Origin of the sequence: Pseudomonas sp. THAF187a (genome assembly GCF_009363395.1) — a bacterium.
GTDB classification, from domain to species: Bacteria; Pseudomonadota; Gammaproteobacteria; order Pseudomonadales; family Pseudomonadaceae; genus Aquipseudomonas; species Aquipseudomonas khazarica.
Window position 1 is genome coordinate 516,009 of the sequence record NZ_CP045349.1, and the last position, 11,896, is coordinate 527,904.

The 11,896-nt window shown below is 65.7% G+C and carries 9 protein-coding genes; 1 reads left to right on the top strand and 8 read right to left on the bottom strand.

Annotation, left to right across the window (positions count from 1 at the left end):
- Positions 1 to 236: 236 nt before the first annotated feature.
- Positions 237 to 1,181, bottom strand: coding sequence for an ABC transporter substrate-binding protein (locus tag FIV02_RS02420; protein ID WP_047592974.1), 945 nt, complete (start codon positions 1,179 to 1,181; stop codon positions 237 to 239).
- Positions 1,182 to 1,942: 761 nt separating this feature from the next.
- On the opposite strand from FIV02_RS02420, the gene FIV02_RS02425 reads away from it, so the two are divergent.
- On the top strand, positions 1,943 to 3,037 hold the full coding sequence (locus FIV02_RS02425) for a GlxA family transcriptional regulator (RefSeq protein WP_037049985.1): 1,095 nt from the start codon (positions 1,943 to 1,945) through the stop codon (positions 3,035 to 3,037).
- Positions 3,038 to 3,131: 94 nt separating this feature from the next.
- Here FIV02_RS02425 and FIV02_RS02430 read toward each other — a convergent pair whose 3' ends face one another.
- The 7 genes from FIV02_RS02430 to FIV02_RS02460 form a co-directional block, all read right to left on the bottom strand.
- Entirely contained in the window at positions 3,132 to 3,383 is a 252-nt protein-coding gene (locus FIV02_RS02430; RefSeq protein WP_037049983.1) for a hypothetical protein, read from the bottom strand.
- Between the two features lie 45 nt (positions 3,384 to 3,428).
- Positions 3,429 to 4,202 (bottom strand): electron transfer flavoprotein subunit beta, encoded by a 774-nt coding sequence (locus FIV02_RS02435; protein WP_037049981.1) that lies wholly within the window; start codon positions 4,200 to 4,202, stop codon positions 3,429 to 3,431.
- A 74-nt stretch (positions 4,203 to 4,276) separates the two neighbouring features.
- Positions 4,277 to 5,506: an electron transfer flavoprotein subunit alpha/FixB family protein gene (locus FIV02_RS02440; RefSeq protein ID WP_152487689.1), complete on the bottom strand. Its 1,230-nt coding sequence runs from the start codon at positions 5,504 to 5,506 to the stop codon at positions 4,277 to 4,279.
- Positions 5,507 to 5,576: 70 nt separating this feature from the next.
- Complete coding sequence (gene dgcB / locus FIV02_RS02445) at positions 5,577 to 7,538, bottom strand: dimethylglycine demethylation protein DgcB (protein ID WP_152487690.1); 1,962 nt, start codon at positions 7,536 to 7,538, stop codon at positions 5,577 to 5,579.
- Positions 7,539 to 7,652: 114 nt separating this feature from the next.
- Complete coding sequence (gene dgcA / locus FIV02_RS02450; RefSeq protein ID WP_152487691.1) at positions 7,653 to 9,713, bottom strand: dimethylglycine demethylation protein DgcA; 2,061 nt, start codon at positions 9,711 to 9,713, stop codon at positions 7,653 to 7,655.
- A gap of 89 nt (positions 9,714 to 9,802) precedes the next feature.
- Positions 9,803 to 10,333, bottom strand: a complete 531-nt coding sequence (locus FIV02_RS02455) for a DUF5943 domain-containing protein (protein WP_037049967.1) — start codon at positions 10,331 to 10,333, stop codon at positions 9,803 to 9,805.
- A gap of 147 nt (positions 10,334 to 10,480) precedes the next feature.
- Positions 10,481 to 11,458 (bottom strand): dipeptidase, encoded by a 978-nt coding sequence (locus FIV02_RS02460; RefSeq protein WP_152487692.1) that lies wholly within the window; start codon positions 11,456 to 11,458, stop codon positions 10,481 to 10,483.
- Positions 11,459 to 11,896 lie beyond the last annotated feature (438 nt).

An 11,896-nucleotide genomic window follows, 5' to 3' on the forward strand; every position in this document is an offset into this window, starting at 1 on the left:
GTGGACGCAGGCGGCGTATCGCGGGGGCTGTGGCGATGTTGAAAAAAATTTACAGAAAGGTGCATTCGCCCACCCTGTGGCGAGTGAAAACGGCTGTCGGTTCGGGCTGACTCGGGAGTCACCCGGGCCGCCGAAGCGCGTTGCGCGGGGATGCCTCGCTGAGCGGTTCCAGGTTCTTGCACGACCCTGAAAAATGAATGCGCTTTCGTCACTTTTTATCGTTTTTTCGCCGTTTTTCAGTTGCTGGAGGCCAGCGGGGTGTCGAAGGCGACGGTAATCGGCCCGCCCTGGTAACGCGTGACGCCTTCGAGCCAGCTGGCCACTATCTGCGGGTTCTCCTCGATCCACTGCTTGGCCACGCGCCGGCGGTTGGTGTTACCTTCCAGCACCGCGCTCATCAGGTGGTTCTCCGCCGAGATGGTGAAGGTCATGTTGCGAAACAGCCGCGCCAGGTTGGGGCATTGCCGGCTGAAGTCGCCCCGGGCCACGGTATTGACCTGGGCGGCGCCGTAGTTGGCGCCGAAGAAGTCGTCACCGCCTGCCAGGTAGTTCATTTTCAGACGCTCGTTCATGGGGTGCGGTTCCCAGCCGAGGAAGACCGCCCACTTGTCCAGGCGCTGGGCGCGCTCGACATGGTTGAGCATGCCGCTCTCGCTGGACTCCACCAGGGTGAAACCGGCAAGGCCGAAGGTGTTGTCGCGAATCATCCCCTTGACCATCTCGTTGCCCTCGTTACCGGGCTCGATCCCGAAGATCTGCCCACCGAGCTGCTCCTTGAAGCGATGGATATCGGCGAAATCCTTCAGTCCGGCCTCGTAGCCTGGCGTCAGCACGGCCAGGGTGTAACGCACCGTCGGCAGGTTGGTGTGCAGTTTTTCGATCTTGCCGCTGTCGATGTGGTTCTGGACCAGGTCGGCCTGTGCCGGCATCCAGTTACCGAGGAACACATCCAGCTGACCTTCCGACAGGCTGCGGTAGGTATCGGGCAGGGACATGCGCTGCACCTGCGTGCGATAACCGATTTCGCCGAGTACCAGGCGGGCCACTGCGGTGGTCATGGTGATATCGGTCCAGCCGACATCGCTCAGGCGTACCAGCTCGCAGCGTGCATCTTCGGCGGCTTGCAGCGTGGCGGAGCAGAGCAGGGTGGTGGCGAGCAGCAGCGGGCTAAGTCTGTTCATGAGCAGTCCTGTGTGCGGGTTGGCCAGAGATGGGTCGATCCTCTTGCGGTGCAGCGCGTGCGGGCTATTTCGTAGCAAGAGACAGGCCGCCGGTACGCCCGAAAAACGACCTCCGCATGCCGAATCGAGACGTTGCCGATGCGCCTGCCGCGGCGCCGCGCCCGGGCATGCCGGGGTCGGTGTCAGGCGTGATCCGGATGGTGAAGACCCGATCATGGGCAGTGTGCGGCGAGCAGATGTGCAGCCGGATTCCGGTGCGTCTCGGGTCGTCCTGCTCGCGTTGCGCAGGTGTCATACACGGGGCCTCGCGGGACTTCGAGAGGTGCGTTCAGATGTGCCGGCGCGTGCTGATCCTTGCTGGTGCAAAGTCGCCCCAGATGGCCCTCTTTCGCGAGATTTTGGTGCGGCCGATACGGGCGTGCGGATCATGCAAAATGACCGGTCGGTCGCGGCTGTTACCGGGCGAGCGTTACTACGCGAGCGGCGCCCCGTAGCACGTTGTCAGACGAGTGCTACCGAAATGCTCAAACCCTCTGCCCACGTGGCTTTGCGCGTGCCTGGGTCGCCTCTTTCCAGGCCGTCTGAGCCGGCATTTTCGCGGTGTGCGTCGCGCGCGATTTATTTTTGAACGCGTAATCAATTTAGGCATGGCCTTTGCGTGAATTTGCATAGCTGCGCGGGTCCCTTGATCGGCGGCAGAACTAGAAGAGAGCCCCTCCTCGAGCGGGGTTCATACCGTGCTTGGCGTGAGGTGTTCATCGATGTCGCAGTTAGGCCAGGGGGGACAACCCCAGAATCGCGTTTCTCAGTCCATCGGCTTTCTGCTTCTGGACAACTTCACCCTGATTTCCCTCGCCTCGGCGGTGGAACCGCTGCGCATGGCCAACCAGCTTTCCGGCAAGGAACTGTTCCGCTGGCACACCCTGACCCACGACGGTCAGCCGGTCAGCGCCAGCGACGGCCTGCAGATCACCCCGGACACGGCCATGCACAATGCGCCGGCGCTGGATGCGGTGATCGTCTGCGGCGGTGTGGACATCCAGCACAGCGTCAAGCGCGAGCACGTCAGCTGGCTGCAACTGCAGGCGCGCCAGGGCCGTCAGCTCGGTGCGGTGTGCACCGGCAGCTGGGCGTTGGCGAAGGCCGGCCTGCTCGATGGCTATGACTGCAGTGTGCACTGGGAATGCCTGGCGTCGATGCAGGAAGCCTTCCCGCGTGCGGCCATCACCACGCGTCTGTTCTCCATCGATCGCAATCGTCACACCAGCTCCGGCGGTACCGCGCCGATGGACATGATGCTGCACCTGATCGGCCAGCAGCATGGTCGTGAACTGGCCGCCGGCATCTCCGAGATGTTCATCTACGAACGCATTCGCAACGAGCAGGACCATCAGCGCGTGCCGCTCAAGCACATGCTGGGCAGCAATCAGCCGAAGCTGCAGGAAATCGTCGCCTTGATGGAAGCCAACCTGGAGGAGCCGATCGACCTCGACGAACTGGCCTGCTTCGTCGACATCTCCCGGCGCCAGCTGGAGCGCCTGTTCCAGAAATATCTGCACTGCTCGCCGTCGCGTTACTACCTCAAGCTGCGCCTGATTCGGGCACGCCAACTGCTCAAGCAGACCAGCATGTCGATCATCGAGGTCGCCTCGGTCTGCGGCTTCGTCTCCACCCCGCACTTTTCCAAGTGCTACCGCGAGTACTTCGGTATTCCGCCGCGCGACGAGCGCGCGGGTCAGCAGGGCAACAACCTGGTAGTGCTGCTGCCGATCCCCGATCAGCAGGTCAACTCCAGTGCCGTGCTGGCGCTGAACCGAGCCCAGGGCGAGTCGACCTTCGCCAGCGTGCGCATCTGACTGCGCGGCAAAGAAAAAGGGGCGCCAGTGGCGCCCCTTTTTTTGCCCCTCCCACGCAGCAGGAGTCTGCTGGGCGGCAGCTTTGCTGCAGCGCTCAGCTGGGCTTGGGCACCAGCGCCGGCAGCAGATGCCGGCTGATGGCCTCGCGCACGTTGGGCAGCAGGGTGGCGCTGCCGCCCAGCAGTTCTTCCACCAGGCGCCGCAGGGCGATGGCGCGCTCGGCGCTGAGCCCGCTGACGGCCAGCTCGCAGGCCTGCTCCGGCGAGGCGCCCGGGGGAATGTTCAGGCCCAGGGCGATCAGGTGTTCGCGGAAGTCTTCCTGGTCGATCAGGTCGGCATGCATCATGGTCGTGGCTCCTCTTGGCAGCGCAGGTCGTCGTTCAGCCGCCTGCTAGCGCAGTACGCCTTCTTCGATCAATAGCTTGAAGATAGCCTCTGCGCCTTCCTGTGGCGAGACATCCTTGAGCACCTGACCACCGCCGCCACTGGCCTTGGCCGTCGCGGCCTTCATCCGTTCGGCACCGGTCTTGGCCTTGATCACCTTGAGCCGTTTCGGTCGCGGCCTGGCCGGTTGCAGGCTGGCTGCGGCCAGCAGCGGGTCGTCCACCACCGCGACTTCATGCGCCTCGATCAGGCCGCGTCGGGCCGGGCCGAAGGCACTCTGCCGCGCCACGGGGGCGGCGTTGTCGACGCTGGCGACGCACGGCAAGCGGACCTTGAGGCGTCGCCGCTGGCCACGGGGCAGGGCTTGCAGTACCTGCGCCACGCCATTCTCGACCTTCTCCACTTCGGCCAGGCCGACCACCATCGGCCAGCCCAGGTGCTCGGCGAGGAGGAACGGCAGCATGCCCGACCCCTCGCCGGTTTCCGCCTGGCTGCCGGTCAGGACCAGCTGGGTACGGCTGCCTTGCAGGTAGTCGACCAGCAACGGCAGGGCGTCGGCGCCCTCGGTCTGTTCGAGGACGTCGAGCTGCTCCAGGCCCATGCCCAGGTAGCCGCGCAGGGCTTCGGCCTGCGGGTCGCCGGCATGCAGCAGTTGCAGATTCTGTCCGGCCAGACGCAGGCCGAGTTCCACGGCGCGGGCGTCCTGTTCGGCGCGGCGCGCCCGTCCCGAGGTCGGGTGTGCGCCAACCGAGACCAGGGCGACGATGTTCAGATCAGGCATGGCTCCCCCTTGGCCCGGATGCACTCCGGGGATGGGTTGTGAGGGCTGCGGATTGCGTCCGGGCTACGCAGGTTTCAGGCTGCATCGCGCTTGCCCTCCTGGCGCCAGGCGACGACGCGTTCGATCAGCGCCTGGAGGATCAGCGCCGAGTCGCCGATCACCGAGAGGTCGGCGCGTTTGATCATGTCGCAGCCGGGGTCCATGTTCACCGCCACCACCTTGTCGCAGGCGCCGATGCCCTGCAGGTGCTGGATGGCGCCGGAGATCCCCACCGCAACGTACACGCGTGCGGTAACCCAGGTGCCGGTGGCGCCAACCTGGCGGTTGCGCGGCATGAAGCCGTCGTCCACCGCCACGCGCGAGGCGCCTTCGGTGGCGCCCAGGGCAACTGCGGCCTGGTGGAACAGTTCCCAGTCCTTCACGCCGTTGCCGCCGGAGAGGATGAACTCGGACTCGGCCATGGGAATCTGCGCTGGGTCGACGGCGACGGATCCGAGGTCCTCGATGCGTGGCAGGCTCTGCGCGATCTTGCTGCTGAGCTCCAGCGGGCGCGCCTCATGACGCGTTTCGCTGACCGGCTCGGCGCATTCCGCGGCGGCCAGCAGTAGCCGGGGCAGCGCGCGCTGCAGGTCCTGCTGGCCGCTGCCGGCACGGCCGGTCACCTGTTCGCCAGCCACCTGCCAGACGCGGGTGGCCGGCCGCTCGCCGAGCTTGGCGGCCAGGCGCCGGCCCAGCTCGCCACCGCCGGTGCGGCTGTCGGGCAGCAACCAGTGGCGCGGCGCCAGTTGCGCCTCGACGGCGCTGAGGGCGAGCACGCGGGCCTCCGGCGCATAGCCGTCGAAGGTGTCGCCGGCGATGCGCAGGATGCGGTCGACGCCGGCGGTATCGAAGGCGCTTTCCTTGTCGTCACCGAACAGCACGGCGACCACTGCGCCGCCATCGGCCGCCAGCTTGTGGGCCAGGCCGAGCAGGTCCTTGTCGTGGCTGGAGAGGCGGCCGCCGACCATGTCGGGCACCACCACGATGTGGTAGGCCGGTTGCTCGACCACGTGCAGCGGCAGCTGCACCTCCACGCTGGCACTCTGTCGTTTGCCACTGGAGCCCTGCTGGGCGCCGCTGCGGTCGATGCGCTTGATGCCGGCCGGGCCGATGAAGCCGGCCGCCAGGGCGTGCGGGTTCTTGCGGATGATGCCGTTGGGGCCCATCCAGCTGGTCTCGGCCTTCTGCATCGACGCATGCAGCGGATGCAGGCGGTTGCGGGCGATCCACTCGGCGCGTGGGTCGCGGCGGATGATGTCGCTCATTGCATGGCCTCCAGACGGTGCGTAGGGCGGGTGCTGACGGGTTGCCCCCGCCCTGCGTCGCTCGCGTTCATCACTGCACCTCCGCGGCTGCACGCTGGGCGTTCGGGCGCTTGGCCGGCACTTCGGTGGGCTCGATCAGCACCTCGGCGACCAGTTCGGCGATGTCCTTGATTTCCGGGCGTGGGGCGACCACGCCTTCGAGCATCGCCGTGCACTGCGGGCAGCCGACGGCGACCAGCTCGGCGCCGGTTTCCCTGATGTCGACCATGCGCATGTCGGGGATGCGTTGCTTGCCGGGGATGTCGGTGATCGGCGCGCCACCACCGCCGCCGCAGCAGCGCGAACGGAAGCCCGAACGTTCCATCTCCCTGACCTCGATGCCGATGGCCCTGAGCACCGCGCGCGGCGCTTCGTACTCGCCGTTGTAGCGGCCCAGGTAGCAGGGGTCATGGTAGGTGACGCTGGCGGCCTTGCTCTGCCCGAGGTTCAGCGAGCCATTGCGCACCAGTTCGTCGATGAAGGTGCTGTGGTGCAGCACCTGGTAGTTGCCGCCGAGCGCGCCGTACTCGTTCTTCAGTACGTGGAAACTGTGCGGGTCGCAGCTGACGATGCGCTTGAAGCGGTACTTGGCCATGGTCGCGATATTGCGCCTGGCCAGGTGCTGGAAGGTCCCCTCGTCACCCAGGCGACGGGCCACGTCACCGCTGTCGCGTTCTTCCAGGCCGAGCACGGCGAAGTCGACGCCGGCGGTCTTGAGAATCTTCACGAAGGCGCGCAGGGTGCGCTGGTTGCGCATGTCGAAGGCGCCGTCACCGACCCAGAACAGCACGTCGGTCTCGCCCTTGTCGGCGAGCAGTGGCAGGTTCAGGTCGGCGGCCCAGTTCAGGCGGCCGCCCGGGTTGAAACCGCCGGGGTTGTCGGTGGCGATCAGGTTGTCCAGCACCTCGGCACCCTTGTTCGGCGTGGCGCCTTTCTCCAGGGTCAGGTGGCGACGCATGTCGACGATGGCATCGACGTGCTCGATCATCATCGGGCATTCCTCGACGCAGGCGCGGCAGGTGGTGCACGACCACAGCGTTTCGGCATCGACCAGCGCCTTGCCGTGCAGCGAGACGATCGGCTGGTGCGGGCCGCCGCTGTGTTCGCCGAGCGGTTTGCCTGGGTAGGGGCTGCCGGCGAACTTGGCGTCGTTGCCGCCCGCCAGGCCGATGACCATGTCCTGGATCAGCTTCTTCGGATTCAGCGGCTGGCCGGCGGCGAAGGCCGGGCACATGGCCTCGCACTTGCCGCACTGCACGCAGGCGTCGAAGCCAAGCAGCTGGTTCCAGGTGAAGTCGCTGGGCTTTTCCACGCCCAGCGGTGCTTTCGGGTCGTCCAGGTCCAGCGCTTTCAGGCCGGTTGAGCGGCCACCAGCGAAACGCTCGGCGCGGCGGTGCCAGGCCAGGTGCAGGGCACCGGCGAAGGCGTGTTTCATCGGCCCGCCCCAGGTCATGCCGAAGAACAGCTCGGACACGCCCCAGGCCACGCCAACGGCAAGGAGGATGGCCAGAACCCAGCCACCGAAACCCGCCGGGAGAATGCCGGCCACCGGCAGGGTGGCGATGAAGAAGCTGGCCGCGAACATCAGCAGGCTCTTCGGCAAGCGCATCCACGGGCCTTTCGACAGGCGCGACGGCGGGTCCAGACGACGCTTGGCGACGAACAGGGCGCCGGTGAACATCAGCACGGTGGCCGCCAGCAGGGCGAAGCCGAGGATGCGGTTGTGCAGGCCGAAACCGTGCACGAGGATGGCCAGCACGGCTGCCAGAACGAAGCCGCCGGCGGTGGCGACGTGGGTCCTGGACATGTACTTGTCGCGTTCGACCACATGGTGCAGATCGACCAGGTAGCGGCGCGGCATCTGCAGCAGGCCGCCAATCCAGTCGACCTTGGCCGGCCGGCCACGGCGCCACATGAAGAAGCGCTTCAGCGCGCCCAGCACGGCGAGGCCGAGGGCGGCGAAGAGCAGGATGGGAAGTAGAGTGCCAAGCATGGTGAAGCTCCCGCAAGGGTCTTGTAGGAGCTGGCTGGCCAGCGATTCGGACGCGCGAGCAACGCAGTCACGTCATCGTCTGTCGCCGGCAAGCCGGCTCCTACAGGAGGCTGCTTAAAAGTCTTTACAGAGCCGCAGGGCGTCGTAGATCGCCGCGTGCACGTTACGCTGCGCGACGCAGTCGCCGATGCGGAACAGCAGATAGCCGTCGCCCGGCTCGGAGAGGCAGGGCTGCGGCTTGATCGCGAACAGCGCCTCGACGTCGATCTGGCCCTTGTTGCGCGAGCCGTCCTTGAGCGCGTAGTAGAGGCCTTCGTCCGGACGCACGCCGTTCTCCACCACCACCTGGTCGATCACGCGCTCCTCTTTCTGGCCGGTGTACTCGTTCTCGAGTACCGCCACCAGCTTGTCACCCTCGCGGTAGACCTTCTCCAGCATCATGTCACCGGTCATGATGACTTCCTTCGGATACAGGCTGCGGTAGTAGGTGGGGAAGGTGGTGCCGCCCATGGCCACGCCCGGCTTGATGTCGTCGGTGACGATCTCGACCTGCGCGCCCTTGTCGGCGAGGAAGTCGGCCACCGACATGCCGGTGAATTCGCAGATGGTGTCGTACACCAGCACGTTCTTGCCCGGTGCGACCTTGCCTGCCAGCACGTCCCAGCTGCTCACCACCAGCCCTTCGGCGGCGCCCCAGTGTTCGTTCTGCTCGAGGAAGGAGTGGCCGCCGTTGGCCAGCAGCACGACATCCGGGCGCAGGTCGAGAATAGTCGCCTCGTCCGCCGGAGTGCTCAGGCGCAGGTCGATGCCCAGGCGCGCCAGTTCCAGCTGGTACCAGCGGGTGATGCCGGCGATCTGGTCACGCTGCGGCGCCTTGGCTGCCAGGGTGATCTGCCCGCCCAGCTGGTCCTGCTTTTCGAACAGGGTCACGTCGTGGCCGCGCTCGGCGGCGACGCGCGCCGCTTCCATGCCGGCCGGGCCGCCACCGACGACCACCACCTTGCGCTTGGGTCCGGTGGTTTTCTCGATGATGTGCGGCACGCCCATGTATTCACGGCTGGTCGCGGCGTTCTGGATGCACAGCACGTCCAGGCCCTGGTACTGGCGGTCGATGCAGTAGTTGGCACCGACGCATTGCTTGATCTGGTCAACCTGGCCCATCTTGATCTTGGCGATCAGGTGCGGGTCGGCGATGTGCGCACGGGTCATGCCGACCATGTCGACGTAACCGCCCTCGAGGATGCGCGTGGCCTGGTTCGGGTCCTTGATGTTCTGCGCGTGCAGCACCGGCACCTTGACCACTTCCTTGATCCCGGCCGCCAGGTGCAGGAAGGGCTCCGGCGGGTAGCTCATGTTGGGGATGACGTTGGCCAGGGTGTTGTGGGTGTCGCAGCCCGAGCCGACCACGCCGATGAAGTCGATCATGCCGGTGGCGTCGTAGTAGGCGGCGATCTGCTTCATGTCCTCGTGGGACAGGCCGTCCGGGTGGAATTCGTCGCCGCAGATGCGCATGCCCACGCAGAAGTCGTCACCGACCTCGGCGCGCACGGCCTTGAGCACTTCCAGGCCGAACTTCATGCGCCCCTCGAAGCTGCCGCCCCATTCGTCGGTACGCTTGTTCACCCGCGGCGACCAGAACTGGTCGATCATGTGCTGGTGCACGGCGGACAGCTCGACGCCATCCAGGCCGCCTTCCTTGGCGCGGCGTGCGGCCTGCGCGTAGTTGCCGATCACGCGCCAGATTTCCTCGACTTCGATGGTCTTGCAGGTGGCGCGGTGCACCGGCTCGCGCACGCCGGACGGCGACATCAGGGTCGGCCAGTTGAAGCCGTCCCAGCGCGAGCGACGACCCATGTGGGTAATCTGGATCATGATCTTGGCGCCGTGCTTGTGCATGGCGTCGGCGAGATTCTGGAAGTGCGGGATGATGCGGTCGGTGGACAGGTTCACCGAGCTCCACCATTCCTGCGGGCTGTCGATGGCCACCACCGAGGAGCCGCCGCAGATGGCCAGGCCGATGCCGCCCTTGGCCTTCTCTTCGTAGTATTTGACGTAGCGCTCGGTGGTCATGCCGCCATCGGTGGCGTAGACCTCGGCATGCGCGGTGGAGAGCACGCGGTTGCGGATGGTGAGCTTGCCGATCTGGATCGGCTGGAACATTGCTTCGAAGGCCATTACGGCATCCTCACGGTAAGCGCTGTAGCGGTTCCGCTAGAGGGCTGCCGTCGCGGCTGAGGCCCTCTCGCGGATTTCTTATGGGTGACTCAGAGTGGCCGGGTGATGAACAGCCCGTCGTCATGGCCTTCTTCGGAGCCGCTGTATTCCTGCACGGTGACGGTGCGGATCGGGCTGCCCTTGGCGGCCAGGATCTGGTCGATGGCGCCGGAGAACCAGCCGGTGAACATGTAGTCGACCTTGCGGTTCACCTTGCCGTACACGTAGACGAAGGCCGAATGCTTGAGCTTGACCTCGGCGTAGCCGGTCTCCAGGTCCAGCTTCTGCGTTTCGAACAGGCCCCAGCCGCGCTGCGACAGGCGCTTCATGTAGTGTTCGAACACCGCCGCGCCTTCGATGCCATGGCACTCGGCTTCCTTCTCGCACCAGTGCCACGCGGACTTGTAGCCGGCCTTGTAGAGGATCTCGGCGTACTTGTCGGCGCCGAGCACTTCCTCGATGCCCATGTGGTTGTTGACGAAGAAGTGGCGCGGCACATACAGCATCGGCAGCGCGTCGGTGGTCCAGACGCCGGTTTCGTCGTCGACCAGGATGGGCATTTCGGGGGCGTGGGTGGACATGTTGGCAACTCCGGAATCAGGTTGTAGGTAGGGTGGATGGCGCTTCATCCATCCACCGCAGCGTTAAGCCCGCCGCGTGCGGGGTTGGTGGATGAAAGAAGCGTCATCCACCCTACGAGATGCAGTCGATTGATTATCGTGAAGGGCTTACTCGCCCCAGACATCAGCCAGAACGCGTACCCAGTTCTCGCCCATGATCTTGCGCACCACGCGCTCGGAATGGCCGCGCCCCAGCAGGGTCTCGGTGAGGTTGGGGAATTCGCCCACAGTGCGGATGCCCAGCGGGTTGATGATCTTGCCGAAGTTGGTCAGGCGACGGGCGTAGCCCTTGTCGTGAGTCAGGTACTCGAAGAAGTCCTGGCCGTGGCCCTGGGTGAAGTCGGTGCCGATGCCGATGGCGTCTTCGCCGACGATGTTCATCACGTACTCGATGGCTTCGGCGTAGTCGTCGATGGTCGAGTCGATGCCCTTGGCCAGGAACGGCGCGAACATGGTCACGCCGACGAAGCCGCCGTGGTCGGCGATGAACTTCAGCTCTTCGTCGGACTTGTTGCGCGGGTGCTCCTTCAGGCCGGACGGCAGGCAGTGGGAGTAGGTGACCGGCTTCTTCGATTCGAGGATGACCTCCTCGCTGGTCTTGGAGCCGACGTGCGACAGGTCGCACATGATGCCGACGCGGTTCATCTCGGCGACGATCTCGCGGCCGAACCCGGACAGGCCGCCGTCACGCTCGTAGCAGCCGGTGCCGACCAGGTTCTGGGTGTTGTAGCACATCTGCACGATGCCGACGCCGAGCTGCTTGAACACCTCCACGTAGCCGATCTGGTCTTCGAAGGCATGGGCGTTCTGGAAGCCGAAGAGGATGCCGGTCTTGCCCAGTTCCTTGGCCTTGCGGATGTCGGCGGTGGTGCGTACCGGCATCACCAGGTCGCTGTTCTCGCGGATCAGCTTGCTGCTGGCGGAGATGCTGTTGACGGTGGCCTGGAAACCCTCCCACACGGACACGGTGCAGTTGGCGGCGGTCAGGCCACCCTTGCGCATGTCTTCGAACAGTTCGCGGTTCCATTTGGCAATGATCAGACCGTCGATGACGATGCTGTCGGCGTGCAATTCGGCTGGGCTCATCAGGCTGTCCCCTTGGGTTCTTCTGCGCCGAATCGACTGTCGGCGCTTTGGGGGGAGCATATCCCCGGGACTTTGGGCGCTATCGCGTAAAAACGACTGGGGTATTGCCGAAAACGTCAAACCGGTCGCGGATAGACATGCGGGCTTCGCTGCGCCGCTTTCGCGTCTGCCTGGCGGGCTCCGGGCCATGGCGCGTTCGCGGTGACGGGCGCGATGGTGCGGCGAATCCTGTCGTCAACGCCTATAAAGGATGGGTGTGGCAGTGCTTCGTCGCCGGGCGTCGGTTTCAGTATGCGCGGCGTCGCTGCGGTGCAATCCCGCCGGTGCGGGAATGGCAAGCTCAGCCAATGCCCAGGCGCGTGCGCGCAGATGCACCGCCCTGGCCATCTTCGATGGTGATCGGCCCGCAACCGTGGCGGGCCGGCCGCCACAGCCGAA